This window comes from Ralstonia sp. Ralssp135, assembly GCF_047304345.1.
Classification (GTDB): domain Bacteria; phylum Pseudomonadota; class Gammaproteobacteria; order Burkholderiales; family Burkholderiaceae; genus Ralstonia; species Ralstonia chuxiongensis.
This window is the reverse complement of record NZ_JBGLYZ010000006.1, coordinates 98,365-123,800: the sequence shown is the minus strand read 5'-3', so window position 1 is coordinate 123,800 and position 25,436 is coordinate 98,365. Positions and strand designations below refer to the sequence as shown.

The 25,436-nt window shown below is 63.5% G+C and carries 24 protein-coding genes; 19 read left to right on the top strand and 5 right to left on the bottom strand.

Annotated elements, in window-relative coordinates:
- Positions 1 to 39 precede the first annotated feature (39 nt).
- Both cutA and dsbD read left to right on the top strand, forming a co-directional pair.
- Entirely contained in the window at positions 40 to 378 is a 339-nt protein-coding gene (gene cutA / locus ACCD03_RS07220; RefSeq protein ID WP_413411203.1) for a divalent-cation tolerance protein CutA, read from the top strand.
- 17 nt (positions 379 to 395) lie between these two features.
- Positions 396 to 2,228, top strand: coding sequence for a protein-disulfide reductase DsbD (gene dsbD, locus ACCD03_RS07215; protein WP_413411202.1), 1,833 nt, complete (start codon positions 396 to 398; stop codon positions 2,226 to 2,228).
- Here dsbD and hemB read toward each other — a convergent pair whose 3' ends face one another.
- Positions 2,229 to 3,224 carry a porphobilinogen synthase gene (gene hemB / locus ACCD03_RS07210; RefSeq protein WP_325648695.1) on the bottom strand — a complete coding sequence of 332 codons (996 nt, stop codon included), beginning with the start codon at positions 3,222 to 3,224 and terminating at the stop codon, positions 2,229 to 2,231. It lies immediately after the preceding gene.
- Between the two features lie 150 nt (positions 3,225 to 3,374).
- Positions 3,375 to 4,076, bottom strand: a complete 702-nt coding sequence (gene yihA, locus ACCD03_RS07205) for a ribosome biogenesis GTP-binding protein YihA/YsxC (RefSeq protein ID WP_045203015.1) — start codon at positions 4,074 to 4,076, stop codon at positions 3,375 to 3,377.
- 256 nt (positions 4,077 to 4,332) lie between these two features.
- Between yihA and ACCD03_RS07200 the strand changes: the two genes are divergently transcribed.
- From ACCD03_RS07200 to msrQ, 8 genes are all read left to right on the top strand, one after another.
- Positions 4,333 to 4,992, top strand: coding sequence for a c-type cytochrome (locus ACCD03_RS07200; RefSeq protein WP_325648698.1), 660 nt, complete (start codon positions 4,333 to 4,335; stop codon positions 4,990 to 4,992).
- Between the two features lie 112 nt (positions 4,993 to 5,104).
- A complete protein-coding gene (locus tag ACCD03_RS07195) occupies positions 5,105 to 7,309 on the top strand; it encodes a cytochrome c biogenesis protein ResB (protein WP_325648700.1) in 2,205 nt (734 codons plus the stop codon).
- A 34-nt stretch (positions 7,310 to 7,343) separates the two neighbouring features.
- Positions 7,344 to 8,504, top strand: coding sequence for a c-type cytochrome biogenesis protein CcsB (gene ccsB / locus ACCD03_RS07190; protein WP_394373673.1), 1,161 nt, complete (start codon positions 7,344 to 7,346; stop codon positions 8,502 to 8,504).
- A gap of 108 nt (positions 8,505 to 8,612) precedes the next feature.
- Positions 8,613 to 9,041 (top strand): ATP-binding protein, encoded by a 429-nt coding sequence (locus ACCD03_RS07185; protein WP_325648702.1) that lies wholly within the window; start codon positions 8,613 to 8,615, stop codon positions 9,039 to 9,041.
- Positions 9,042 to 9,066: 25 nt separating this feature from the next.
- Positions 9,067 to 9,639, top strand: a complete 573-nt coding sequence (locus tag ACCD03_RS07180) for an RNA polymerase sigma factor (protein ID WP_045203020.1) — start codon at positions 9,067 to 9,069, stop codon at positions 9,637 to 9,639.
- A gap of 8 nt (positions 9,640 to 9,647) precedes the next feature.
- Positions 9,648 to 10,508, top strand: a complete 861-nt coding sequence (locus tag ACCD03_RS07175) for an anti-sigma factor family protein (RefSeq protein ID WP_045203021.1) — start codon at positions 9,648 to 9,650, stop codon at positions 10,506 to 10,508.
- Positions 10,509 to 10,602: 94 nt separating this feature from the next.
- Entirely contained in the window at positions 10,603 to 11,598 is a 996-nt protein-coding gene (gene msrP / locus ACCD03_RS07170; protein WP_413411201.1) for a protein-methionine-sulfoxide reductase catalytic subunit MsrP, read from the top strand.
- A 7-nt stretch (positions 11,599 to 11,605) separates the two neighbouring features.
- Complete coding sequence (msrQ, locus tag ACCD03_RS07165; RefSeq protein WP_413411200.1) at positions 11,606 to 12,262, top strand: protein-methionine-sulfoxide reductase heme-binding subunit MsrQ; 657 nt, start codon at positions 11,606 to 11,608, stop codon at positions 12,260 to 12,262.
- A 63-nt stretch (positions 12,263 to 12,325) separates the two neighbouring features.
- Here the strand turns inward: msrQ and lysA are convergent, their stop codons facing one another.
- The gene (lysA, locus tag ACCD03_RS07160) at positions 12,326 to 13,585 is read right to left on the bottom strand and encodes a diaminopimelate decarboxylase (protein ID WP_253541862.1); all 1,260 of its coding nucleotides are present in this window, start codon (positions 13,583 to 13,585) and stop codon (positions 12,326 to 12,328) included.
- A 64-nt stretch (positions 13,586 to 13,649) separates the two neighbouring features.
- Positions 13,650 to 13,883, bottom strand: coding sequence for an LPS translocon maturation chaperone LptM (gene lptM, locus ACCD03_RS07155; protein WP_413411199.1), 234 nt, complete (start codon positions 13,881 to 13,883; stop codon positions 13,650 to 13,652).
- Positions 13,884 to 14,021: 138 nt separating this feature from the next.
- Between lptM and cyaY the strand changes: the two genes are divergently transcribed.
- Positions 14,022 to 14,366, top strand: coding sequence for an iron donor protein CyaY (cyaY, locus tag ACCD03_RS07150; protein ID WP_413411198.1), 345 nt, complete (start codon positions 14,022 to 14,024; stop codon positions 14,364 to 14,366).
- A 70-nt stretch (positions 14,367 to 14,436) separates the two neighbouring features.
- Here the strand turns inward: cyaY and ACCD03_RS07145 are convergent, their stop codons facing one another.
- The gene (locus ACCD03_RS07145; RefSeq protein WP_413411197.1) at positions 14,437 to 16,848 is read right to left on the bottom strand and encodes a penicillin-binding protein 1A; all 2,412 of its coding nucleotides are present in this window, start codon (positions 16,846 to 16,848) and stop codon (positions 14,437 to 14,439) included.
- Positions 16,849 to 17,300: 452 nt separating this feature from the next.
- On the opposite strand from ACCD03_RS07145, the gene ACCD03_RS07140 reads away from it, so the two are divergent.
- The 8 genes from ACCD03_RS07140 to ACCD03_RS07105 all read left to right on the top strand — a co-directional run bounded on the left by ACCD03_RS07140 (position 17,301) and on the right by ACCD03_RS07105 (position 25,381).
- Positions 17,301 to 18,371, top strand: coding sequence for a type IV pilus biogenesis protein PilM (locus tag ACCD03_RS07140; RefSeq protein WP_325653314.1), 1,071 nt, complete (start codon positions 17,301 to 17,303; stop codon positions 18,369 to 18,371).
- A gap of 10 nt (positions 18,372 to 18,381) precedes the next feature.
- Complete coding sequence (locus ACCD03_RS07135; protein WP_252695019.1) at positions 18,382 to 19,014, top strand: PilN domain-containing protein; 633 nt, start codon at positions 18,382 to 18,384, stop codon at positions 19,012 to 19,014.
- A gap of 2 nt (positions 19,015 to 19,016) precedes the next feature.
- Positions 19,017 to 19,676, top strand: a complete 660-nt coding sequence (locus tag ACCD03_RS07130) for a type 4a pilus biogenesis protein PilO (RefSeq protein ID WP_325653312.1) — start codon at positions 19,017 to 19,019, stop codon at positions 19,674 to 19,676.
- Positions 19,673 to 20,218, top strand: a complete 546-nt coding sequence (locus ACCD03_RS07125) for a pilus assembly protein PilP (protein WP_325653311.1) — start codon at positions 19,673 to 19,675, stop codon at positions 20,216 to 20,218. The genes ACCD03_RS07130 and ACCD03_RS07125 overlap by 4 nt, the downstream gene beginning before the upstream one ends.
- A gap of 2 nt (positions 20,219 to 20,220) precedes the next feature.
- Positions 20,221 to 22,380 (top strand): temperature dependent type IV pilus secretin PilQ, encoded by a 2,160-nt coding sequence (gene pilQ / locus ACCD03_RS07120; RefSeq protein WP_325653319.1) that lies wholly within the window; start codon positions 20,221 to 20,223, stop codon positions 22,378 to 22,380.
- Between the two features lie 139 nt (positions 22,381 to 22,519).
- Entirely contained in the window at positions 22,520 to 23,092 is a 573-nt protein-coding gene (locus ACCD03_RS07115) for a shikimate kinase (RefSeq protein WP_253541881.1), read from the top strand.
- Positions 23,089 to 24,195: a 3-dehydroquinate synthase gene (gene aroB, locus ACCD03_RS07110; protein ID WP_413411196.1), complete on the top strand. Its 1,107-nt coding sequence runs from the start codon at positions 23,089 to 23,091 to the stop codon at positions 24,193 to 24,195. The genes ACCD03_RS07115 and aroB overlap by 4 nt, the downstream gene beginning before the upstream one ends.
- Before the next feature lie 19 nt (positions 24,196 to 24,214).
- On the top strand, positions 24,215 to 25,381 hold the full coding sequence (locus tag ACCD03_RS07105) for a deoxyguanosinetriphosphate triphosphohydrolase (RefSeq protein WP_325653308.1): 1,167 nt from the start codon (positions 24,215 to 24,217) through the stop codon (positions 25,379 to 25,381).
- The last annotated feature ends 55 nt before the right edge of the window (positions 25,382 to 25,436 follow it).

Genomic DNA, 25,436 nt, shown 5'->3' with positions numbered 1-25,436 from the left:
TCGGTGTTCTGGCTGTCAGCGTGCATCCTTGGAGTATCTATGTCCGCCGGAACTGAAGTGCTGCTGGTACTGACCAACCTACCCGATGCCGAAAGTGCGGATCGCGTAACTAAGGTCCTGCTGGAATCTCGGACGGCGGCGTGCGTCAATCGCTTGCCGGCTTGTGCGTCGACGTATTGGTGGAATGGTGCGATCGAGCATGCCGCCGAGATCCCGTTGCTGATCAAGACCACGCGGGCAGCTTACCCGGCGCTGGAAGTCGCGCTACGCGAGGCGCATCCGTACGAGGTCCCTGAGATCATCGCTGTGCCGGTAGCTATTGGCTTGCCGGCGTATCTTGCCTGGGTGGCCGACGAAACGCGCCTGCCTTCCAATTGATGTTTGATGCCGTTGATATGACCTTCTCTTCGTTCGTGTCCGTGCGACGTGTCGTGCAGTTGGTAATATTGTTCGTCGCAGTGGCGACGCTGCCCATGCGCGCGCTTGCTGCTGACGATTTCCTGCCGCCCGAGCAGGCGTTCCGCTTCTCCGCCACGCAGGTCGACGGCCAGACTGTCGAAGTCAAGTTCGCCATTGCCGACGGCTACTACATGTACCGTGAGCGCTTCGCAGTGGCTGCGGATCCGGCAACCGTCACGCTGGCGCCTCCTGACATGCCGGCAGGCAAGGTCAAGTTTGACGAGACGTTCAATAAGGACGTCGAGACCTATCGGCATGACGTCGCATTCCGTGTGAAGGCGCAGAACGCCAAGGCGCCTTTCACGTTGATCGTCACGTCGCAAGGGTGTGCGGATCAGGGCCTGTGCTATCCGCCCATGAAGAGCCGTTTTCTGGTGGAGTCCGCTGCGGCCTCGCCCGGCGCGTCGACCACAGGTGGTAACGGCGCCAGCTCCGGTGACGCCCTCGGCCGTATCGCCAGCACGCTCGGCAGCGGCAATGTGGGAGCGATTGCGGCGATGTTCTTTGGGCTCGGGCTGTTGCTGACCTTCACGCCGTGCGTGCTGCCGATGCTGCCGATCCTGTCGGCGATCGTGGTCGGCGAACACGCGACGCGCTCGCGCGCAGCAATCGTGTCGCTTGCTTACGTGTTCGGTATGGCCGTCGTCTATACCACCGTGGGTGTGGCAGCCGGTTTGGCCGGGCAGGGGTTGCAGGCCGCGCTGCAGAACGCGTGGGTGCTGGGCGCGTTTGCTGTCTTGATGGTGGCGCTGTCGCTGTCGATGTTCGGCCTGTATGAACTGCAATTGCCGGCGGCTTGGCGCGATCACCTGACAAAAGCTTCCAGCAAGCATGGAGGCGGCGAGATTGTGGGAGCCGTCGTGATGGGTGCGCTGTCGGCGTTGATTGTGTCCCCGTGTGTGACGCCAGCGTTGGCGGGCGCGCTGGCCTATATCGCGCAGACCGGCAACGCCGCCATCGGCGGCATGGCGTTGTTTGCGATGTCGATCGGCATGGGCGTGCCGCTTGTGCTTGTAGGTGTGGGGGCGGGCAACTTGCTGCCGCGCGCTGGTCACTGGTTGATCGTTACCAAAGAGGTGTTCGGTTTCATCCTGCTGGCTGTGGCGCTGTGGATCGTGCAGCCGGTGTTGCCGGCCTGGGCCGTGATGGTTGCGTGGGGTGGGTTGCTGATCGGCGCGGCCGTATTTCTGCGGACATTTGATTCGCTGCCGGATGGCGCGGGCAACGTGCAACGTTTAGGCAAGGTCGCGGGTGTGGTGCTCGCGCTGGCGGGTGCGGCGCAGCTGGTCGGTGTCGCCGCCGGCGGCCGCGATCCGCTGCAACCGCTGGGCGGACTGATTCGCGCATCGGCGGGCACGTCCGCGCAAGCAGAAGCACACGGCGTGACATTCAAGCGCGTGAAGAGCATCGCCGAACTCGATTCCGAAGTGCGCAACGCGAGCGCGTCAGGGCGTGCGGTGATGCTCGATTTCTACGCCGACTGGTGCGTCAGCTGCAAAGAGATGGAGCGCCTGACCTTTACCGATGCGCGGGTGCACAGGGCACTTGCCGATGTGGTGCTGCTGCAGGCCGACGTGACGGCCAACAACGCTGATGACCAAGCGCTGCTCAAGCGTTTTGGCCTGTTCGGCCCGCCCGGCACGATCTTCTTCGATGCGCAGGGTCGCGAACTGAAGGCGCGTGTGGTTGGCTTTGAGCGCGCTGACACCTTCCTGGAAAGCCTGCGCCGCGCGATCGGCGCGACGCAGGCAGTCAAGCCGACGGCCTGATTACGCGCGCAGCAGGCGAGCGGCGTCCAACGCGAAATACGTCAGGATGCCGTTCGCGCCGGCGCGCTTGAATGCCAGCAGCGATTCCAGCACGACCTTGTCGTGATCCAGCCAACCGTTCTGCGCGGCGGCTTTTAGCATCGCGTATTCACCGCTGACCTGATAGACGTAGGTCGGAAAGCGAAACTCGTCCTTCACGCGGCGAACGATGTCGAGATACGGCATGCCGGGCTTGACCATCACCATGTCGGCCCCTTCGGCGATGTCGAGCGCCACTTCGCGCAGCGCTTCGTCCGAGTTTGCCGGGTCCATCTGGTAAGTCATCTTGTTGCTCTTGCCCAGATTGGCCGCCGAGCCCACCGCGTCACGGAACGGGCCGTAGAAGGCCGAAGCGTACTTCGCCGCGTAGGCCATGATGCGCGTGTGGATGTGGTCGTCATTCTCCAGCGCCAGGCGGATCGAGCCAATACGGCCGTCCATCATGTCGGATGGCGCGACGATGTCCACGCCGGCCTCGGCTTGCACCAGGGCCTGGCGCATCAGAATATCCACCGTCTCTTCGTTGAGCACGTAGCCGTTGGCGTCGAGCACGCCGTCCTGGCCATGGCTCGTGTACGGATCGAGCGCCACATCGGTCAGGATGCCCAATTCAGGGAAGCGCGCCTTGAGCGCCTTTACCGCGCGCGGGATCAAGCCATCGGCATTGGTGGCCTCGATACCATCCGGCGTTTTGAGCGAGGGCTCGATAACGGGGAAGAGTGCCAGCACCGGAACGCCAAGCTGCACGCACTGCTCGGCCACGCTCAGCAATACATCGATCGACACGCGCTCGACACCTGGCATCGACGGCACGGCCTGTCGCACATTGGTGCCTTCGAGGATGAAGACCGGGTAGATCAGGTCGTCGGGAGTGAGGCGCGATTCGCGCATCATGCGGCGGGAGAAATCGTCGCGGCGCATGCGGCGCGGACGATGGTCGGGGAAGCTCGCGATCATTTCAGCAGACCCTAAGAACACACTGTGAAGTTTCGAAACCTTTGTCGCGATTATCCATCCTATGCACGGACAATGCGCCAGCGACGCTGATGCAGCGTCCCCCGCGGCTCCTCCCTGACGCGGGTTCCCATCGATGGCTCGATGGGGTCGTTACCCCCGTTGCGTGTTTGGCGACGGGGTTTTTTTTGCCTGCTCGGCTTGCGGCTCCGGTTCCAGCGCTTCGGGCAGGCACAGCCAGCCTGCGACAATTCGCTGCGCCTCTTCGATGCCGCGACGCTTCAGGCTGGAGAACAACTGCACCGTGAGCGACACATCGCCGTCGATCTGCGCGCGGTAATCGGCCAGCACCTTGCGTGCCGCCATGAGCGCGCGCGAGGCATCGTTGTTGGTCAGCTTGTCCGCTTTCGTGAGCAGCACGTGGATCGGCTTGCCTGTCGGCAGGAACCATTCGACCATCTGGCAGTCGAGGTCGGTAAACGGACGGCGCGCGTCCATCATGATGACGAGGCCGGCGAGCTGTTGGCGCGCCTTGACGTAGTCGCCCAGAAGGTGAACCCAGTGCGATTTGGTCTCGCCGGGTGCTTCGGCATAGCCGTAACCGGGCAGGTCGACCAGGAAGCCGAGCGGGTCTTCCGCCTTGGCGGGCATCACCGAGAAATAGTTGATGTGCTGGGTGCGGCCGGGCGTCTTACTGGAAAACGCCAGCCGCTTCTGATTGCACAGGATGTTGATCGCGGTGGATTTGCCTGCGTTGGAGCGGCCCGCAAACGCAACTTCCGGCACGGCGGTCGCCGGTAAATCACGCAGATGATTGACGGTGATGAAGAAACGGGCTTGATGCAGGAGCGACATGCGCGGCAGTACCTGTAAACTGCAGTTCAGAACTGCGTGGTTGCTGCGCCGCGAGGTCGCATTGCAGAGGTGTTATTGTACAATACGCCGGTTTACGGACGTCCCCACCAGATCCGTCGCAGGACCGCCCCGAGGCCCGGGCCGGTCCGTTTTCATGCGCTGGTCTGGCACGAGGAGAAGGGGATGCCCGGCGCCGCAGGGTCCCGCATTGGGCGGCGCACGCAGCATTCGAAAACAATCTAAACAAGGTGTGCGAATGAACCGCATCGCGAACGTTTTTGCTGTCGCAGCGCTGTCCCTGGCATCGGTCCTCTCCATGGCCCATGCCGAAGAGCAAAAAGTCGCCAAGGGCGACGCCGCACGCGGCGAAACGATCTTCAACACCGGTGTGCCCGCCAATGGCGTGCCCGCGTGTGCCAGTTGTCACGGCGCCGGCGGCAACAGCGCCATGAACGTCAACCCGAAGCTGGCTGGCCAGCACGCCGAATACATCGAAAAGCAGCTCAAGGATTTCAAGGCCAAGACCGACCGTAACCAGCCGGTCATGTCGCTGTACGCCGGCGCGCTGTCGGATCAGGACATGAAGGACATTGGCGCCTACCTGGGCAAGCAAGCGGCTTGGAAGCCTGGTTCGGCCAAGAGCAAGGACACCATCGAGCTGGGCCAGAAGCTGTATCGCGGCGGCGACGCCAAGCGCGGTATCGCAGCGTGCGCCGGCTGTCACGGCCCGACGGGTGCCGGCATTCCGGCGCAGTATCCGCGTATCGCTGGTCAATTCTCTGAATACACAGAAGCTCAACTGGTTGCGTTCCAAAGCGGCACCCGCAAGAACAGCGTACAGATGCGCGATCTAGCCGGTCGCATGACGGCCCAGCAGATCAAGGCGGTGGCCGACTACATTGCGGGCCTGCGCTAATCTGCCGCACCTGGCCGTCATGTGACGGTCGCACAATCAACAAGAAGAACGGGGTGGCAATGCGCCTGGCATCGCCACCCTGTTTTCGTTTCTGAACAGGTTGTCTTCCCGCATGTCTTCGGTCTCCACTTCCGGCGTCCAGATTCGCTCCCGCCGCCGCGCACTGCGCGAGGCGGTCGAGCTGCTGTCGTCGATGCGCTTTGCCATCAGCCTGCTGACGGTGATCGCCATTGCCAGCGTGATCGGCACGGTGCTCAAGCAGAACGATCCGTACCCGAACTACGTTAACCAGTTCGGGCCGTTCTGGGCCGATGTGTTCCGCTCGCTGACGCTGCCCACCGTCTATAGCGCGTGGTGGTTTCTGTTGATCCTGGCATTCCTGGTGGTGTCCACCTCGCTGTGCATCGTGCGCAATGCTCCCAAGATGCTGGCCGACATGCGCTCCTGGCGCGAAAACGTGCGCGAAGGCAGCCTGCGCGCGTTCCATCATCGGGACGAATTTGATTCCACCGTCGACGCCGCAACCGTGACCGCACGCCTGGCCGCGCTCGCCCAGAACCGCGGTTTCCGCATCAAGGCGTTCGCGCGCGAGGGTGGTGCGACGCTGATCACCGCAAAGGCGGGGGCGGGCAACAGGATCGGCTACATCCTGGCGCACACGGCCATCGTCGTGATCTGCATCGGCGGGCTGCTCGACGGCGACATGATGATCCGCGCGCAGATGTGGTTTGGCGGCAAATCGCCCATCAAGGGCAATGCGGTCATTAGCGACATCGGGTCGGAGCATCGGCTCTCGACGTCGAACCCGGGTTTCCGCGGTAATGCGTTCGTGCCGGAAGGTTCGAGCGTCAGCACGGCCATCCTGAACATCGCCGATGGCGCGTTGATCCAGGACTTGCCGTTCATGATCACGCTCAAGAAGTTCACCGTTGAGCATTATTCGACGGGCATGCCAAAGCTGTTCGCCAGCGACATCGTCGTGACCGACCGTCGTACCGGCAAGCAGACCGCCGCGCGCGTGGAGGTGAACAAGCCGTTCGTGTATGACGGCGTGGCGATCTACCAGTCTAGCTTCGAAGATGGCGGCTCGAAACTCAAGCTGACCGGCTTCCCGATGCAAGGTGATAACGCCAAGACGTTCGACTTGTCGGGCGTCGTGGGCGAAAGCTCCAAGCTCACCGGCAAGGGTGGCGACTACACGGTCGAGTTCTCCGACTTCCGCCTGATGAATGTCGAAACGGTGACGGACGCCTCGGGCAAGCAGGACGCTCGCGGCGTCGGCAAGAAGGGCGGTGCGGAAAGTGGTCTGCGCGCGGAGCTTGGCAACGTGACCAAGATGACGCGCGACCGCGACCTGCGCAACGTCGGCCCCTCGGTGCAGTACAAGCTGCGCGACGCCAACGGCCAGGCGCACGAGTTCAGCAATTACATGCAGCCGGTTACGCTGGACGGGCAGTCGGTGTTCCTTGCCGGCATGCGCTCACAGCCCGACGAGCCATTCCGCTACCTGCGCATTCCTGCGGACGCACAGGGCACCGTCGGCGACTGGATGCGCCTGCGCGCCGCGCTGCAAAATCCGGCGATGCGGGGCGAAGCGGCGCGCCGGTTTGCGCTGCTCTCCATGCCCGGCGAGCAGCGTGCGGAACTGCGCAACCAGTTGATGGAAAGCGCCCGTCGTGCGCTCGACCTCTTTGCTGGCGCTGCCGATGTAAAGGACGGCACCGCAGGTGCACAGGGCGGCTTTGCCGCGGTTGCCACATTCCTGCAGAAATCGGTGCCCGAAGGCGAGCGCGAGAAGGCTGCCGATGTGCTGATGAAGATCATCAACAGCTCGATGTGGGAGTTGTGGCAACTGGCCCGCGCGCAGGACGGCCAACCGGCACCCATCGTGGATGCCGCCAGCAGCCAGTGGTTGCAAAGCGCCATCAACGCGCTGTCGGACAACGCCTTCTACGGTGCACCGGTGTATCTGCAGCTGACCGACTTCCAGCAAGTGCAGGCCAGCGTGTTCCAGCTCACACGTGCGCCGGGCAAAAACATCGTGTATCTTGGGTCGTTGCTGCTGGTGCTGGGCGTGTTCTCGATGTTTTACGTGCGAGAGCGCCGCTGGTGGCTGTGGATCCGACCGCAATCCGGACAAGCCAACGAAAGCGCCTCCGGCGCACATGTGCTGACCGCCATGTCGACCATGCGCCGCACGCTCGACTTTGACCGCGAGTTCGAGCGCCTCAAGCACGACATCCGCGCCGCAGCAGGAGCCCCAAGCGCCCCCGATGCCGCCGGTGCAGCGAGCGTCGACCCCAAACCAACGAAGTGAGCCGGTGATGGAAGCGAGCAATCCCCAAACGACCATGGCGAGCGCCGATCTGGGCGCGCTGCAACGCCCATCGTATTTCCGCCGCCTAGGCTGGTTTGACTGGCTGTTTGCTGCAATGCTGGCGGCCGGCGCCGGTTATGCCTTCTCGCGCTATGGCGCATACATGGACGGCTACGAGCGCGGCATTCTCGTCGCGGCCGTACCCGCGTTCGCATGGCTGGGCTGGACGTGGAAGCCGGTGCGCGTGCTGATGATTGGCATCGCCGTGTTGGCGCTGTTCAGTATCTCGCAATACGCCGGCGCCAATGGCCCGGATCTCGCCCGCGCCGAGCACGCTTTCTTCCTCAAGTATTTCCTTGCCAGCCAGTCGGCCATCCTGTGGATGAGCGCACTGATCTTCCTGTCCACGCTGTTTTTCTGGACGGGTTTTCTGCTGCGCTGGGAAGCAGGTGGATCGATCGGCAGCAAGCTGTGCTGGGCAGCCGTGGTGCTCGGCCTGACCGGCATGCTGGTGCGGTGGTATGAGTCGTACCTGGTGGGTGCAGACATTGGCCACATCCCCATCTCGAATCTGTACGAGGTGTTCATCCTCTTTACGCTGATCACGTCGTTGTTCTATCTGTACTACGAGCAGCGTTACAAGACGCGCGCGCTGGGGCCGTTCGTGATGCTGGTGGTGTCGGCGGCGGTGGGTTTTCTGCTGTGGTACACGGTGTCGCGCAGCGCGCAGGAGATCCAGCCGCTGGTACCGGCACTGCAGAGTTGGTGGATGAAGATCCACGTACCGGCCAATTTCATCGGTTACGGCACGTTCGCGCTGTCGGCCATGGTCGGTGCGGCTTATTTGCTGAAGGAGCGCGGCGTGTTGGCCGATCGCCTCCCGTCGCTCGAAGTGCTGGACGACGTGATGTACAAGGCCATCACCGTGGGCTTTGCGTTCTTCACCATCGCCACGATTCTCGGTGCGCTGTGGGCGGCTGACGCCTGGGGCGGCTACTGGAGCTGGGATCCGAAGGAAACCTGGGCGCTGATCGTTTGGCTGAACTACGCCGCGTGGCTGCACATGCGCCTGATGAAAGGGCTGCGTGGTCGCATGGCGGCCTGGTGGGCGCTGATTGGCCTGTTGGTCACGACGTTCGCCTTCTTGGGCGTGAACATGTTCCTCTCGGGCCTGCACAGCTACGGCGAACTGTAAGCCGTCAGTCACAAAAAATTCTCGGCGGACTGGAATAAAGACGCGCCTAGCGTGTTTACTGCTCAGTGAGGGCGCGATCGGCGCGCCCCTCCATCCAAGGAGAACAAGATGAGCCAGTCTGCAGCTTCCCAGAAGTTGTTCAATCCGCGCGCCGCGTTGGCCGGTGCCGTGCTGCTTGCCGCATTCGGTTTGGCGGGCTGCAGCGGCATGGGCATGGGTGCGTCGTCGACGCCATCGGCCGTCAAGGTGACCAACGGCGCGCTCACGGATCAGCACGGCATGGCGCTTTACACGTTCGACCGTGACGCCATGGCCGGCAAGAGCGCCTGCAACGGCAAGTGCGCTGAGAACTGGCCGCCGCTGGCTGCCAATGACGCCGACAAGCCGTCCGGCGATTACACCATCATCACGCGCGACGACGGCAAGAAGCAGTGGGCCTATCGCGGCAAGCCGCTCTACCTCTGGACCAAGGACAAGATGCCGGGCGACCAGACCGGAGACGGTTTCATGAACGTTTGGCACGTCGCCAAACCGTAAGCACGCCGCCTTCGCTCGCGCCCCTATGTCCGACCTGGCCAGCCGGCTGATCGCGCTCACGCCACGCCTGCGCCGACACGCGCGCGGCCTGATGCGTGATGCCAGCCGTGCAGACGATCTTGTCCAGGACACGCTGGAACGCGCCTGGCGTTACCGCTGGCGGTTCCAGCTGCGGCCCAGGCTTGGGCCGATCGGGCAGATTGGCGCAAAGGGCGAGGGCGACGGGTTGTTTGCCTGGCTGCTCACCATCATGCATCGGCTGCACCTGAACGCCGTGCGCCGGCCCGATCGGATCGAGCTGAGCGACTCACCCCCCGAGATCCCCGTCGACGACGACCCCGGTTTGCGCCGTGATCTGCTGCGTGCGCTGGCGACGCTTCCCGAAGACCAGCGGGCGGTACTGCTGCTCGTCGGTCTGGAGCAGTTTGCCTACAAGGAAGCAGCCGACGTGCTGGGCGTGCCTGTGGGCACGGTGATGTCGCGGCTGTCGCGGGCGCGTGAGCGGATGCGCGTGGCGCTCAATGGTTCGCCCGAAGCGTCGCGGGCACCTGCGGCATCTGGCGACGGCAGCAGCGCTGCGCTGCACCGCGTGAAGTGAGGCTCGCCATGTCCTCCAATTCCATTCATATCGACGAGCTCCACGCCTATGCCGACGGCCGCTTGCCCGCGGCGCGACGCGCTGTCGTGGAGGCCTACCTTGCTGCGCACCCAGGCGCCGCCGCCGAGGTCGCGGGCTGGCGCAAGACGGACGCGCAATTGCACCACGCGCTCGATCCGCTGCTCAACGAACCCGTGCCGCAGCGTCGCATTCCGGCGGAGATCCTCGCGGCAGCACGTCGCCCCGCGGCCAGCGGCTTTGGCGCGATGCGTGGCTGGAGTGTCGTGGCGCTGGGTGTTGCATGCCTGGCCATTGGCTCGGGCGCCGGTTGGCTGGGTCGAGGTGCCGTCGAGCGCACCATGCCCATGCAGCGTTTCGCCAACGATGCACTTGTATCGCACGTCGTCTTTTCTCCAGAGTCGAAACACATGGTGGAGGTGCCGGCCAATGAAGAGGCGCATCTCGTCACATGGTTGTCGCGGCGGCTCGATGCGCAGTTGCGTGTTCCCGACCTGACGTCGCTCGGCTACCGGCTCATCGGCGGGCGCCAGACGGTGGTGGCTGATGCGCCCACGGCCATGCTGATGTACGAAGGGCCCGGCGGCACGCGTATCTCCGTGCAGTTGCGGCGCATGCCGAACAACCGCGATACCGGCTTCCGGCTGGAGACGCTCGCCCCCGACAACCGCGTGCTGCAGGCGATTCATCCTGCGGTGGATCACCCGCCACCGATGGCGTTCTATTGGGCGGATCGCGGCCTGGGGTTTGCGGTCGCCGGCCCGCTGGCGCGGACGCAGTTGCTGGAAGTGGCCCAGGTGGTCTATCGGCAGTACAGCGAATTCACCGGGCCAGCGCCCCGCAAGGAATAGCGCCATATTTTTTTCCCGCGCACTGTCAGGTTGGCGGCGCGGGCACGACCAACGCACATGGGACAGCGCTCCCGCACAACGAGGACCACGAATCATGTTGATCAAGACTGACCGCTGGCTGCGTGGCGACGACATCCCCGCCAGCGAGATCACACCTCAGCACATCTTCGAGCAGCGCCGTCGCTTTTTGGCCGCTGCCGCCATGGGCGCCGCCGGCGCAACGCTGGCGCCGTGGGCGTCGCGCGAGGCCTTCGCCGCCAACCCGTCGCTGGCCAAGTTGGCCGGCAAGCCGAATCCCGCGTACACGACCGTGGAGAAAGCCACCCCGTACGACCAAGTCACCACGTACAACAACTTCTACGAGTTCGGCACCGACAAGGCCGACCCGGCGCGCTATGCCAGCACGCTGCGCCCGCATCCGTGGCAAGTCAGCGTGGAGGGCTTGGTGAAGACGCCCAAAACCTACGACCTGGACGACCTGATGAAGCTCGCGCCAATGGAAGAACGCGTCTACCGTCTGCGTTGCGTCGAGGGCTGGTCGATGGTGATTCCCTGGGTGGGCTTTCCGCTGGCCGAGTTGATCAAGCGGGTGGAACCCCAGGGCAGCGCCAAGTACATCCAGTTCATCTCGCTGGCCGACAAGCGGCAGATGCCCGGCATCAGCAGCCCCGTCCTGGAGTGGCCGTATAGCGAAGGCCTGCGCCTGGACGAGGCAATGCACCCCTTGGCATTGCTCACCTTCGGGCTCTACGGCCAGGTGCTGCCGAACCAGAACGGTGCGCCCGTGCGCGTGGTCGTGCCGTGGAAGTACGGCTTCAAGAGCGCGAAGTCCATCGTCAAGATCCGCTTTGTCGACAAGCAGCCGCCGACGAGCTGGAACCTTGCTGCGGCCAACGAATATGGCTTCTATTCCAACGTGAACCCGACCGTGGATCACCCGCGCTGGAGCCAGGCCACCGAACGCCGCATCGGCGAGGACAAAGGCGGCTTCGGCGGCCTGTTCGCGCCCAAGCGCAAGACGCTGATGTTCAATGGCTACGAGCAGGTCGCCCCGCTCTACGCGGGCATGGACCTGCGCAAGAACTTCTGAGGCCGACATGACACTGCTGCCGCTGATGTTGCCGCCCAAGCAGTTGCGTGTGTTGAAGGCGATCGTGTGGGTCGTTGCGCTCGTGCCGTTCCTGCGCATCGTCTTTCTGGGCGCGACCGATCAGTTCGGGCCGAATCCCCTGGAGTTCGTCACGCGCTCGACCGGTACTTGGACGCTGGTGCTGCTGTGCTGCACGCTGGCCATCACGCCGCTGCGCCGAATCACGGGTATGAACTGGTTGATCCGGCTTCGCCGCATGCTTGGGCTGTACACGTTCTTCTACGGCTCGATCCACTTCCTGATCTGGTTGCTGGTCGATCGCGGGCTTGATCCGGCGTCGATGCTCAAGGACATCGTCAAGCGGCCTTTCATCACCGTTGGTTTCGCGGCGTTCGTGCTGATGATTCCGCTGGCCGCCACGTCGACCAACGCGATGGTGCGCAGGCTTGGCGGCAAGCGTTGGCAGTGGCTGCACCGGCTTGTCTACGTGACGGGAGTGCTGGGCATCCTGCACTACTGGTGGCACAAGGCCGGGAAGCACGACTTTGCGGAGGTGTCGATCTACGCGGCAGTGATGGCGGTGCTGCTTGGGTTGCGGGTCTGGTGGGCGTGGCGCTCGCCACGCACTGCGATGGCCGGAGCAGCCATGCCAGCGCGCGATTGATGTTGGTCGCGCCCATGAAAAAAGCCGACGTTTGTGCGTCGGCTTTTTCTTTGCGGTGGGGGCTTACACCGGGAAGAGATGCTCTCCGCGGATCAGATCCTCAAAGCACTCCCGCTCGCGTGCCAGGTGCACATTGTCGCCATCGACGATGACCTCGGCGGCGCGATTGCGCGTGTTGTAGTTCGAACTCATCGTGAAGCCGTACGCGCCGGCCGACAGGATCGCGAGCACGTCGCCCGGCTGCACCGCCAGCGAACGGTCGCGGCCGAGCCAGTCCCCCGATTCGCATACCGGGCCCACCACGTCGTAGACGACCGGCGCGCTCTGGCCTTCGCGCACCGGCACGATGTGGTGATACGCCTCATACATCGCCGGGCGGGCGAGGTCATTCATGGCCGCATCGACGATGCAGAAATTTTTGCTCGCGCCGGGCTTGAGGTATTCGACGCGCGTGAGCAGCAGGCCGGCGTTACCCACCAGCGAGCGGCCCGGCTCGAACAGCACGGTGCGATCGCCAAAGCCGCGTTGCTCAACGCGGTCGAGCAGCGTGCGCGCGAAGGCGGTGATGTCCGGAGGCGTCTCGTCTGTGTAAGTGATGCCCAGGCCACCGCCGACATCGATGTGCGACAGGCGGATGCCCTCGGCGTCCAGTTGCGTCACCACGTCAAGCACCTTGTCCAGCGCATCCAGATACGGCGACACCTCGGTGATTTGCGAGCCGATATGGCAGTCGATGCCGACCACGCGCAGGTTCGGCATTGCAGCGGCCGCGCGGTACGTCGGCAGCACTTCGTCAAACGCCACGCCGAACTTGTTGCCCTTCAGGCCCGTCGAGATGTACGGGTGCGTCTTGGCGTCCACGTCCGGGTTGATGCGCAGCGACACGGGCGCGACCTTGCCCATCGAGGCGGCCACGTCGTTCAGGCGGTGCAGCTCGGGAATCGACTCCACGTTGAAGCACGCCACGCCGACTTCCAGCGCGAAGCGCATTTCGTCTGCGCTCTTGCCCACGCCCGAGAACACCACCTTCGCGGCCGGCGCACCGGCGGCCAGCACGCGCTTGAGTTCGCCTGCGGACACGATGTCAAAGCCTGCACCAAGCTGTGCGAACACCTGCAGCACGGCCAGGTTCGAGTTGGCCTTCATGGCGTACTGCACATGCGCGTTGCGGCCCTCGCATGCGGCGGCGTAGGCGCGATAGTTGGCGGTGAGCGCGGCGCGCGAGTACACGTAGGTGGGTGTGCCGAACTGCGCGGCAATCGCGTCCAGCGCGACGCCTTCGATCATCAGCGCGCCTTCCTGGCGAATCAGGGACTCGGACATGAGTGGGAACATTCTGGGCGCCGCACCGGATGGGGTTGGCGCCGGTTGAGCAAAAAGGACGGGATCAGCGATTCGAGGGTACCGCGCTGGCGGCATCGGCGGCTGCGGGTTTGGCGCCCGGCACCGGCGGCTGCGGCACGGCGTTCGGCCCGGCGATGCCGGGGTCGGTGGTTTGCGGCGCGGTTGGCGCCGGCGGCACCTTGGGCATGTACAGCGGCCCGCGAATCCCGCAGCCGGATAGGCCTGCGACCGTCAGGGTCAGGCCGACAGTGGCTACAATGGCGGCGGTTCGTATCATCGGATGATGGTGCAGAAAGGATGCCCCAGGGGTGTAACCCTTGCGGCGATCGGAGTCATATGGGACGAGGCGCCTGCTGGTCAGGAAGGGCCGGAAATGGCCGCCACGCAACGTCCGCGCAAGATTTTGGAGTGTAGCATGCCCCCCCTGAGCGAATCGGAGTTCCTGGCGCTGGCCGAAGCGGAACTCACCCGCATCGAAAGCATCGTGGAGGCGGCCGCGGACGAGGCCGATGCCGACATCGAGGTCAACCGGACCGGTAACGTGCTTACGCTGGAATTCGACGATGGCTCCAAGATCATCATCAACAGCCAGGCGCCGATGCAGGAACTGTGGGTGGCAGCGCGTGCCGGCGGTTTCCACTTCCGCCGCGGTGACGACGGCCGCTGGGTCGACACGCGCAGCAAAGAAGAGCTGTATGTCGCGCTGTCGCGCTATGTCAGCCAGCAAAGCGATGTGGATGTGACATTGGCCGCCGGTTGAGCGCAACGTTCTCGTCGGATGCCGAAAAGAAAAGCCGCCCCGAAGGGCGGCTTTTTCGTGGGCGCGAAGTTCAGTTGCCGCGGAACATGTCGAGAATCTTCTGCTTCTCCTGTTCCTGTGTCGGCGCCAGATTGACGCCAGGCTGCGGCTGGTCGCCGGCCGGTGCGGATGCTCCCGGCATGGCATCGCCCAGGCCCACCGAAGCCACGCCCTGACCGTTGGCGTATTCCTCGTAGGCCCAGTCGCCGGCCATCTGTACGACGCCTTCGGGCGGCTGACGCTCGGTCTGGGGCTCACCCTTGAGCGCGTAGCTCATGTAGTTGATCCAGATCGGCAGGGCCAGGCCGCCACCGGTTTCGCGATCGCCCAGGCTGCGCGGGTTGTCGTAGCCCATCCAGGCCACGCCGACCACCTTGGGTGTATAGCCGCAGAACCAGGCGTCGAACGAGTCGTTGGTGGTGCCGGTCTTGCCGGCCATGTCGTTGCGGCCCAGCTTGACCTTGGCCTGGTAGCCCGTGCCGCCAGACACCACGCTGCGCAGCAGCGAATCCATGATGAAGTCGTTGCGCGGATCGATCACGCGCACAGCGTCTTTGCCAGCCGTCATCGGATGGCTTTGCTGTACGACGGTGCCGCGCGCATCCACCACGCGATCGATGATGTACGGATTCACGCGATAGCCGCCGTTGGCGAATACCGAGTAGCCGCTCGCCATCTGCAGCATCGTCACCGAACCTGCGCCCAGCGCCATCGGCAGATAGGCTGGGTGCCGATCGGCGTCGAACCCGAAGCGCGTGATGTACTGCTGCGCGTACTGCGTACCAATCGCGCGCAGGATGCGCACCGACACCAGGTTCTTCGACTTCTGCAGCGCGCGGCGCATCGTCATCGGGCCGTCATAGCCGCCGCCGTAGTTCTTCGGCTCCCACACCTGGCCGCCGGTGTCGCCGGTCGGGATGGAGAGCGGCGCGTCGTTGATGACCGTAGACGGTGAGAAACCCTTGTCCACCGCCGCCGAGTAGATGAACGGCTTGAAGCTCGAACCCGGCTGGCGCCAGGCCTGCGTGACGTGGTTGAACTTGCTGCGGTTGAAATCGAAGCCGCCGACCATCGAGTAGATCGCGCCCGTCTGCGGATCCAGCGAGATGAAGCCCGAGGCCACTTCCGGCAACTGCGTGATCGACCACTTCTGCGTCTTCGTGTCCTGAATCACGCGGATCACCGCACCCGGCCGCAGCTTGATCTTCGGCTGCGCATTGTTCGACAGGGCCGCCTGTGCAAAGCGCAGGCCGTCGCCCGCCAGGTCGATCGTCTCGCCGGTGAGCATCGTCGCGCGCACCAGCTTGGGCGTCACGCTCACCACCACCGCAGATTGCAGATCGTCGCTGTTCGGATGTTCGAGCAGGGCGTCGTCGATGGCCTGCTCGCGGTCTTCCGCGTCGGAGGGAAGATCGATGAACGCTTCCGGGCCGCGATAGCCGTGACGGCGCTCGTAGTCGAGAATGCCGCGGCGCACGGATTGATAGGCGACGTCCTGGTCGGCCTTGCGCAGCGTGGTGTAGACATTCAGACCGCGCGTGTAGGTTTCTTCGCGGTACTGCGCGTACATGAGCTGACGCACCATTTCGGCGACGTACTCGGCGTGCACGTCGAACTCATGGCCTTCGCCGCGCACCGGCAGTTGCTCGTTGATGGCCTGGGTGTACTGCTCCGGGGTGATGTAGTGCAGGTCGCGCATGCGCTGCAGGATGTACTCTTGGCGCACCTTGGCGCGCTTCGGGTTCACCACCGGGTTGTACGCTGACGGCGCCTTGGGCAGGCCGGCCAGCATGGCCGCTTCGGCCAAGGTGATGTCCTTGATGTTCTTGCCGAAATAAATCTGCTCGGCGCTCGCAAAGCCGTACGCACGCTGGCCCAGGTAAATCTGGTTCATGTACAGCTCAAGGATCTGATCCTTTGTCAGGCTCGCCTCGATCTTGTACGAGAGCAGCATCTCGTAGATCTTGCGCGTGTACGTTTTCTCGCTCGACAGGAAGAAGTTGCGCGCTACCTGCATCGTGATGGTCGACGCGCCTTGCGACAGGCCGCCGTGCAGGTTCGCTAGGCCCGCGCGCAGCACGCCGATGAAGTCGACGCCGCCGTGCTCGTAGAAGCGGTCATCTTCGATGGCCAGCACTGCGCGCTTCATCACCTCGGGCATCTGGGTGATTGGCACGAAGCTGCGGCGCTCCTCACCAAATTCGCCAATGAGGACGTTGTCGGCGGTGTACACGCGCAGCGGGATCTTCGGGCGGTAATCGGTGATGGCGTCGAGCGACGGGAGGTTGGGCGCGGCGACGAGCAGGGCATAGCCCAGCAGCAGCGCTCCGACGACCCCCATGGCAACGAACAGGCCGAGCATCCAGAGAAGCAGTCGCGCCCACAGCGGGCGGCGGGCTTTGGGCGGCTTGGGCGAGGCTGGGGTGGTTTGGGCAGTAGCCATTACAGGTGGGCACCGGGGGTGTCAGTCAGCGTGGCGGCGATTATATCGTCGAGGCTTCAAGGGGCTGGCGGCATCGGACGTAACAGCACGTAACCAGTGTCACCTCAGCGCACGAGACTGCACTTGTGCGCCGCGTCATGCTCACTGGGCATGCGAATTGTGCGCCCGCCGTACCTTGATTCAAGACGGCTAAGAATCCGCCGATAGAAGTAGACGGAGCGGAAATCAAGTCAGACGAAAGGGGTATCCCCCGACCGTGGGGTTTTGACAACGCTTTCCGAAGGGCATGGCGGGAAATGCATCGCGGTCCGCCTGAGCGTTTGCCTGTTCTAAAGGATTTTGTGAGAATCCAGCAGCAAATCTAAGCAGGCTATGGCGCACGTTGGATTTGCGACGGGCGCCAGGGTTCAAAAAACTATAAACGGTGGGGTGTCTCTGTGCGACGGGGTTTGTTGTCCGGCCTGCTGCGCCGCAATATCGTCGGGATAGATATCGGGTCTTCCAGCGTCAAGGTGGTGGAGTTGTCCGCCAACGGCAAGCAGGGAGATTTCCGTCTCGAAAAATGCGCCAGCGAGCTGATTGAACGCAGTGCCGTCGCCGACGGCAATCTGGTGAATATCGATGCGGTGGGCAATGCGCTCAAGCGTGCCATCGCCAAGGCCGGCATTCGCGGTAAGGAAGCCGTGCTTGCCATTCCCGCAAGCCTGACGGAATCGCAAACCGTCAGCCTGCCCGACAACCTGACCGAAGACGAGCTTTTCGTGCAGGTCGAGAGCGAAGCCAACCGGCTGTTTCCCCCCTCGCAGAACGTCAATTTCGACTATGTCGTGATCGGCCCGTCCGAAACGGAAGGCGGGATCGGCGTGCGCGTGACCGCGACGGTTTCCGAGCGCGTGACCGAGCGCGTGACTGCCGTCGAGATGGCCGGTCTGAAAGCGATCGTCATGGACGTGGAAGAGAACGCCATCCAGCGCGCCATGACGCACATGTTGGCCGTCAAGCCGGACGCCACCGAAACCGAGACGCGCGACATGCCCGTTGTGGCGATGTTCCACCTGGGCGGTGCGCGATCGCACGCACTGTTCTACCAAGGCTGGAAGGAGTTGTACGACCAGCCGATGTCCGGCTCGGGCGACCAGCTCACGCAAAGCATCTCGCGTCTGTTCTCCCTCGACCTGCTCAAGGCCGAGGTGAAGAAGCGCAAGAACACGTTGCCCGACGAATATCGCAGCCAGTTGCTCAAGCCCTCGCTTGAGACGCTGGCCATGGAAGTCGGTCAGGCGATCCAGAATTTCCTGTCGACTTCGAGCGTCGGCCGCGTGGACGAGATCGTGCTCTCGGGCGGCCACGCATCGTTACTAGGCGTGCAGACCGCGATCCAGCAACAGACGCAGATCAATACGACGCTGGCCAATCCGTTCGCCAACATGGGCGCGGCCAAGAACGTCAACGCGCGCTATCTGCAGCGCGATCTGCCGGCCTACATCGTCAGCGCAGGCCTTGCCCTGCGCGGGCTGCAATAAGGAGCAGACGATGGCCAATGAAAGCGCGAATGCCGTGAATGCGCTCCCGAACGTCAATCTGCTGCCGTATCACGCAGAGCGCCGTGCCGGTAAGCGCAAGAAAGTCTTCATGAGCCTGGGCGGCGCTGCCGTTGCGGGCGCTGTGGTGGTGTTCCTGGGCGGCATGGTGATCGATCACCAGACCGAAGAGGCGCAACGCATCAACGACATCCTCACGCAGAAGAACGCGGAGATGGACAAGCAGATCGCCGAGGTCAACACCCTCAAGAAAGACATCGACGACCTGCTGCAACGTCAGCAAGCGGTGGAAAGTCTGCAGAACCAGCGCAACCGCCCGGTGCAGTTGCTTGAAGAACTGGTGCGCCAGGTGCCGGACGGTATCTATCTGACCTCGCTCAAGCAGGATGGCGAGCGTTACACCGTATCGGGTGTGGCGCAGTCCAACGAGCGTGTGTCGGACCTGCTGCGCAACCTGGGTGCGGTGCCTTGGCTGGATCACGCCGAGCTGGGCGAATCGGTGGCCACCACCATGACCAACAACCTGAAGGAACAGCGCCGTCTGTTCAACTTCACGATCCGCTTCCAATGGAAGGCTGAGCCGGCAGCGCCGGCCAAGCCGGGTGCGGCCACGGCGGGGAAATAACCATGGCGCTCTCGACCGAAATTTCGCTGGAAGACCTGGTCAGCCAGTTCCGTGGCCTGAACCTGAATGAGCCGGAAACGTGGCCGATGGCGCCGCGCATCCTGTTCATGATTCTCTCTGCCGTGCTGGTGATCGGACTGGGTTGGCAGTTCTACTGGAGCGGCAAGTTTGACGAGCGCGACGCCAAGCGCACCGAGCAGGACAGCCTCAAGTCGTCATACCAGAGCAAGCTCGCGCAGGTGGTAAACCTTGAGGCGCTGCGCAAGCAGAAGGCCGAGGTGGAGCAGCGTGTCGCCAAGCTTGAGCTGCAACTGCCTAACAAGACCGAAATGGATGCACTGCTGGCCGACGTCAACCATGCCGGTATCGCACGTGGCCTGACTTTCGACCTGTTCCGCCCCTCTGGCGCGGTGATCAAGCCTTATTACGCCGAGATTCCGGTCGCGGTGAAGGTAAACGGCCGTTATCACGATATAGCACTGTTTGCTGCCGACGTGGCGGCGCTGTCACGCATCGTCACGCTGCAGAACATCTCGCTGACGGGCACCAAGGATGGCGGCATGGTGATGGAAACGCGCGCTGAGGCCTACCGGGCGCTCGACGCCGACGAGCAGGCGGCTCAGCGCAAGGCGAATGCCGCTGCCAAGGGAGGCGCCAAATGAGGGGCCGCACCATGAGCCGTCGCCGCATGTCGCACGTTCTGCGTCTGTCGCCGCTGTGCCTGGCCGTCGTGCTGACAGCCTGCGGCGCGAGCGAAGACGATGAATTGCAGCAATGGATGCAGCAAGCGCGCCAGAGCGTCAGTACGACCGTGCCGCCGCTGCCTGAGCCCAAGCCTTACGCGCCGCGCGAATACACGACCACCAAGCAGACTGATCCGTTCAGCGTGCAGAAGGTGGCAGAACTTTCGCGCGCGCAGAACGAATCGCCGGAACCGAATCGCCGTCGCGAGCCGCTGGAAGACTATCCGCTGGAGGCCTTTCAATTGTTGGGGACGATGAAACGCAATGGCGAGACGGAAGGTGTCCTGTCTGTCGGGGGCAAGACGCAGCATGTGCATGTGGGGCAGTACATCGGACAAAACTATGGTCGCATCGTCCGCATCGGAGACCAGGAACTCACCCTGCGTGAGCTGGTGCGCGAAGGCACGACCGAATGGAAAGAAAAAATGACGACCCTGAAAGTTCAGGAGAGCGCGCAATGACGATGCGTCTTGTGAAGGGCGGCCTGTCACAGGCAACCCGAGTGGCCCGGGGGGGCGCGGTGGCATGGCTTTCGCTGTGTCTGTTCATGATGGCCGGTCAGGCCGTCGCTCAGCAGGCAGCGCCTGCGGCGGCAGTCTCTGGCAACACGATTGAAAAGGTGGAGCAGGCCACGGCCGGTGAATCCACCGTGGTGACGGTCACGCTCAAGAGCGCGCCGACGCAGAAGCCGGTGGAGTTCAGCACGCAGCAGCCTGCGCGCATCGCCATCGACTTCTTCGGGGCGACATTCGCGCAAGGCCGCGCCAATTACCAATACGGCGGCAAGCTGCTGCGTTCGGCGAACGTCGTGCAGATCGGCGACCGTACCCGCGTCGTGCTCGATCTGTCGCGCCAGACGCAGTACAAGTCGGAAGTGCGCGGTAACCAGTACGTGCTGACGCTGGAAGCTGCACCGGTGGCGGCGGCTGTCGCGGCGCCGACCTTCTCGGCCCCGACACCCGTCGCAGGCGCCGAGCGCCCGGCGGTGCGCAACGTTGACTTCCGCCGCGGCGAGGATCTTGCCGGCCGCGTGGTGGTCGACCTGTCGACTGCCAACTCGGCGATCAACATCGCCCAGCAAGGTCAGAACCTCGTGGTCGACTTCGTTGGCGCGACGCTGCCGCAGTCGCTGCGTCGTCGCTATGACGTGAGCGATTTTGGTACGCCCGTGCAGGCCATGCGTGCCACCGACAACGGCACTGGCGCGCGCCTGATCATCGAGCCGCGTGGCAACTGGCAGTACAGCTCGTACCAGACCGACACGCAATTCGTGGTGGAAGTGCGCCCGACGAAGGAAGACCCGAACAAGCTGATTTCCGGCCCGGGCTACCGCGGTGAGCGCCTGTCGCTGAACTTCCAGAACATCGATGTGCGTTCGTTGCTGCAAGTCTTCGCCGACTTCACGAACCTCAACATCGTGACCAGCGACAGCGTGACGGGCACCCTTTCGCTGCGTCTGAAGGATGTGCCTTGGGATCAGGCACTGCAGATCGTGCTGGATTCGAAGGGCCTGGCGTCGCGCCGCAACGGCAACGTGCTGTGGGTTGCCCCGCGAGGTGAGCTGGCCACGAAGGAAAAGGCAGAGCTGGAGTCGCAACAACAAGTGACCGAGCTGGAACCGCTGCGCAGCCAGGTGTTCCGCCTGAACTATCAGAGCGCGGGAGATGTGCGCAACATGCTGCTGGGTACTGGAGCCGCAGGTGGAGCAGGCGGTGCTGCTGGTGGCGCCGCGACTTCACGGATTCTGTCCAAGCGGGGCTCGCTCACGGCGGATACGCGTACGAATCAACTGTTCGTCTCCGACATCCCCAGCAAGCTCGAAGAGGTGCAGGCCTTCCTCCAGAAGATCGACATCCCTGTTCGCCAGGTGATGATCGAGGCGCGCATCGTTGAAGCTGACGACACGTTCAGTCGCAACCTGGGTGCCAAACTCGGCTTCGCGTCGAAGACGAATGGCGCGGGTTACGGCAATACCTACACCAACGTGGTGTCGCCGGTTACGCAGGGTGCCACGTGGGACAACAGCCCGGCGCTCAGCTTCCCCGCCAACGGTATCAATGGTGTGAACGCAGCCAGCGTGGCTGTGAGCCTGTTCAACGCCGGTGCCGGCCGCTTCCTGGCGCTCGAGCTGTCTGCGCTGGAAGCAGACGGCCGCGGCAAGATCGTCTCCAGCCCGCGCGTGGTCACTGCCGACAACATCAAGGCGCTGATCGAGCAAGGTACTGAGATTCCGTACCAGCAGGCGACCTCTTCCGGTGCGACTTCGGTGTCGTTCAAGAAGGCCAACCTGAAGCTGGAAGTGACGCCGAAGATCACGCCGGATGGAAACATCTTCCTGGATGTGGACGTCAACAAGGACAGCGTGGGTATCCAGACCACCAACGGCTTTGCCATCGACACCAAGCACGTACAGACGCAGGTGCTGGTGGAGAACGGCGGCACGGTCGTGATCGGCGGTATCTACACGCAGAACGAGCGGACCGACATCAACAAGGTGCCGCTGCTGGGTGACATTCCGGTGCTCGGCAACCTGTTCAAGAGCACGAACAAGATCAACAACCGCACTGAGCTCCTCGTCTTCCTGACGCCGCGAGTGCTGTCCGATCAACTGTCGCTGAAGTAATCGAGCGGCAGTATCGCGATCTGAAAGCCCGGCCTCCTGCGTGGAGCGCCGGGCTTTTTTGTGTCCTGCCGCCGGGTTTGTGCAGGATGGTGACCAAATGCCACTACAATCAAGCTCAAATTCCTGATTTCACGCGATTTTGTCTGTTTCGAACGTATTTTTCGTCGGCTTGATGGGCGCGGGCAAGACCACGGTCGGCCGGGCGGTGGCGCGTCGGCTCGATCTGCCGTTCTTCGACTCTGACCACGAGATCGAAGCGCGCTGCGGCGTGCGTGTGCCGATCATTTTCGAGCACGAGGGCGAAGTGGGCTTCCGCGATCGCGAAACCCACATGATCGACGAACTCACCTCGCGCGATGGCGTGGTCGTCGCCACTGGTGGTGGAGCCGTGCTGCGGGCCGAGAATCGCGCGCTCCTGCGCGAGCGCGGCACTGTGATCTACCTGCGCGCCAATCCGCATGACCTGTATCTGCGCACGCGTCACGACAAGAATCGGCCACTTCTGCAGACCGAAAACCCGCGTGCCAAGCTTGAAGAACTGCATGCGATCCGTGATCCGCTATACCGTGACGTGGCGCACTTTGTCATCGAAACGGGCAAGCCCACCGTCGCCCAGCTTGTTAATATGGTCCTGATGCAACTCGAGGTGGCCGGCATTGTGGTGCCGCCCGCAGGCGCCTCCACCTCCTCGCAAGTCTCCCCTCAGTCATGATTACCGTTGATGTTGACCTTGGCGATCGCGCCTATCCGATCCATATCGGCTCGGGACTGCTGTCCAAGGCCGAGTTGTTTGCTCCCCACATTCGCGGTGCGCGTGCCGTGATCGTCACCAACGAGACCGTCGCACCGCTCTATGCAGCCAAGGTCGAGGAGGCCATTCGTTCGCTTGGCAAGGCTGTCGCCACAGTTGTGCTGCCCGATGGCGAGTCGTTCAAGAAGTGGGACACGCTCAATCGCATCTTTGACGCGCTGTTGACGGCTGGCGCAGACCGCAAGACCACGCTGATCGCGCTGGGCGGCGGCGTGATCGGCGACATGACCGGCTTTGCCGCGGCCTGCTACATGCGCGGCGTGCCGTTCATCCAAGTGCCGACGACGCTGCTGTCGCAGGTCGATTCCTCGGTGGGAGGAAAGACGGGCATCAACCACCCGCTGGGCAAGAACATGATCGGCGCGTTCCATCAGCCGCAGGCGGTGCTGGCCGATATCGATACGCTACGCACCCTGCCCGCGCGCGAGCTGGCTGCCGGCATGGCCGAGGTCATCAAGCACGGCGCGATCGCCGATGCCGATTACTTCGCCTGGATCGAGCAGAACATCAAGGGCCTCAACGATTGCGATACCGACCTGATGGCGGAAGCCGTGCAGGGCTCGGTCCGTATCAAGGCGGCCGTCGTGGCGCAGGACGAGCGCGAAACCGGCCTGCGCGCCACGCTCAATTTCGGCCATACCTTCGGCCACGCCATCGAGGCTGGCCTGGGCTACGGCGAATGGCTGCACGGCGAAGCCGTCGGCTGCGGCATGGTGATGGCGGCAGACCTGTCGCATCGCCTGGGCTTTATCGACATCGACACGCGCAACCGCATCACTGCGCTCACGCGTGCGGCTGATCTGCCGACGGTGGCACCGGACCTCGGCGTCGATCGCTTCATCGAGCTGATGCGCGTCGACAAGAAGGCTGAAGCCGGCGAGATCAAATTCGTGCTGCTGCGCAAGTTGGGCCAGGCGTTCGTGACCACGGTGCCCGATACCGATTTGCGCGCCACCTTGCAGCACGCCGTGCTGCGACCACCGACCGAAGCGCCCGTCGCCTGAGACAAGACGAGATGGCCCGATGAACGACCGATTTGATTTGCCGTCCGCGCCGTTCGACCTCGAAGGCCCTCTCGCTCCCTACGCCGCGCATTCGGCGCAGACGCGTGGCCGCGTACACGCCGAGCCCCCCTCCACCTCGCGCACCGAGTTCCAGCGCGACCGCGATCGCATCATCCACAGCACCGCGTTCCGTCGGCTCGAATACAAGACGCAGGTCTTCGTGAATCACGAAGGCGACCTGTTCCGGACGCGGCTGACGCACAGTCTAGAGGTCGCGCAGATTGGCCGTTCGATTGCGCGCAGCCTGCGTCTGAACGAAGACCTGGTCGAAGCGGTTTCGCTGGCACACGATCTGGGTCACACGCCCTTCGGCCACGCTGGCCAGGACGCGCTCAACGACTGCATGAAGCCGTATGGCGGCTTTGAACACAACCTGCAGAGCTTGTTGGTGGTCGATCGTCTGGAAGAGCGCTACGGTGGTTTCGACGGTCTGAACCTGACGTTTGAAACGCGCGAGGGCATCCTCAAACATTGTTCGCGCAATAACGCCGCCACGCTGGGTGACCTGGGGCGGCGCTTTCTCGAAGGGCAACAGCCTTCGCTGGAAGCCCAGCTTGCCAACCTCGCCGATGAGGTTGCGTACAACAACCACGATATCGACGATGGCCTGCGCTCCGGCCTGATTACGCTGGAGCAACTCGAAGGCGTGCCGCTGTGGGCGATCCACCGGCGCGAAGCCGAGGCCGCGTTCCCGAACGTTAGCGGCCGCCGCCTGATCAACGAAACCATTCGCCGCATCATCAACGCGCTGATCGTCGATCTGATCGGCACCACGCGCGCCGGCATTGCTGACGTTGCGCCGCAATGTATCGATGATGTGCGTGCCGCGCCAGCGCTTGTCGCGTTCTCCGAGCCGATACGTGAAGAGGCGCGCGCGCTCAAGCGCTTCCTGTTTGACAACCTGTATCGGCATTACCTCGTGATGCGCATGGCCGCGAAGGCGCGCCGCATCATCGACGATCTGTTCCGCGTCTTCATGGACGACCCGCGCCTGCTGCCACCGCAGTATCAGGCAAAAGCCAACCCCGAAGAGCAGCCGCGCTGGATTGCGCATTACATCGCTGGCATGACGGATCGTTACGCCATCAAGGAGCATCGCCGCATCTTTGCCGTGGATGCGGTTTGAGTAACGGCGGTAACGGTCGAGCCGCTATCCGACCGCCTGGCTCCCAAGCGATCTG

Excerpts from the sequence above, each read along its gene's own strand:
- aroB (WP_413411196.1), top strand. The coding sequence starts at position 23,089 with ATGATTACCGTTGATGTTGACCTTGGCGATCGCGCCTATCCGATCCAT.
- ccsB (WP_394373673.1), top strand. The coding sequence starts at position 7,344 with ATGGCGAGCGCCGATCTGGGCGCGCTGCAACGCCCATCGTATTTCCGC.
- dsbD (WP_413411202.1), top strand. The coding sequence starts at position 396 with ATGACCTTCTCTTCGTTCGTGTCCGTGCGACGTGTCGTGCAGTTGGTA.
- cyaY (WP_413411198.1), top strand. The coding sequence starts at position 14,022 with ATGCCCCCCCTGAGCGAATCGGAGTTCCTGGCGCTGGCCGAAGCGGAA.
- lptM (WP_413411199.1), bottom strand. The coding sequence starts at position 13,883 with ATGATACGAACCGCCGCCATTGTAGCCACTGTCGGCCTGACCCTGACG.
- hemB (WP_325648695.1), bottom strand. The coding sequence starts at position 3,224 with ATGATCGCGAGCTTCCCCGACCATCGTCCGCGCCGCATGCGCCGCGAC.
- ACCD03_RS07175 (WP_045203021.1), top strand. The coding sequence starts at position 9,648 with ATGTCCTCCAATTCCATTCATATCGACGAGCTCCACGCCTATGCCGAC.
- ACCD03_RS07130 (WP_325653312.1), top strand. The coding sequence starts at position 19,017 with ATGGCGCTCTCGACCGAAATTTCGCTGGAAGACCTGGTCAGCCAGTTC.
- ACCD03_RS07105 (WP_325653308.1), top strand. The coding sequence starts at position 24,215 with ATGAACGACCGATTTGATTTGCCGTCCGCGCCGTTCGACCTCGAAGGC.
- ACCD03_RS07195 (WP_325648700.1), top strand. The coding sequence starts at position 5,105 with ATGTCTTCGGTCTCCACTTCCGGCGTCCAGATTCGCTCCCGCCGCCGC.
- ACCD03_RS07200 (WP_325648698.1), top strand. The coding sequence starts at position 4,333 with ATGAACCGCATCGCGAACGTTTTTGCTGTCGCAGCGCTGTCCCTGGCA.
- pilQ (WP_325653319.1), top strand. The coding sequence starts at position 20,221 with ATGCGTCTTGTGAAGGGCGGCCTGTCACAGGCAACCCGAGTGGCCCGG.
- lysA (WP_253541862.1), bottom strand. The coding sequence starts at position 13,585 with ATGTCCGAGTCCCTGATTCGCCAGGAAGGCGCGCTGATGATCGAAGGC.
- ACCD03_RS07185 (WP_325648702.1), top strand. The coding sequence starts at position 8,613 with ATGAGCCAGTCTGCAGCTTCCCAGAAGTTGTTCAATCCGCGCGCCGCG.
- msrP (WP_413411201.1), top strand. The coding sequence starts at position 10,603 with ATGTTGATCAAGACTGACCGCTGGCTGCGTGGCGACGACATCCCCGCC.
- msrQ (WP_413411200.1), top strand. The coding sequence starts at position 11,606 with ATGACACTGCTGCCGCTGATGTTGCCGCCCAAGCAGTTGCGTGTGTTG.
- cutA (WP_413411203.1), top strand. The coding sequence starts at position 40 with ATGTCCGCCGGAACTGAAGTGCTGCTGGTACTGACCAACCTACCCGAT.
- ACCD03_RS07125 (WP_325653311.1), top strand. The coding sequence starts at position 19,673 with ATGAGGGGCCGCACCATGAGCCGTCGCCGCATGTCGCACGTTCTGCGT.
- yihA (WP_045203015.1), bottom strand. The coding sequence starts at position 4,076 with ATGTCGCTCCTGCATCAAGCCCGTTTCTTCATCACCGTCAATCATCTG.
- ACCD03_RS07135 (WP_252695019.1), top strand. The coding sequence starts at position 18,382 with ATGGCCAATGAAAGCGCGAATGCCGTGAATGCGCTCCCGAACGTCAAT.
- ACCD03_RS07180 (WP_045203020.1), top strand. The coding sequence starts at position 9,067 with ATGTCCGACCTGGCCAGCCGGCTGATCGCGCTCACGCCACGCCTGCGC.
- ACCD03_RS07145 (WP_413411197.1), bottom strand. The coding sequence starts at position 16,848 with ATGGCTACTGCCCAAACCACCCCAGCCTCGCCCAAGCCGCCCAAAGCC.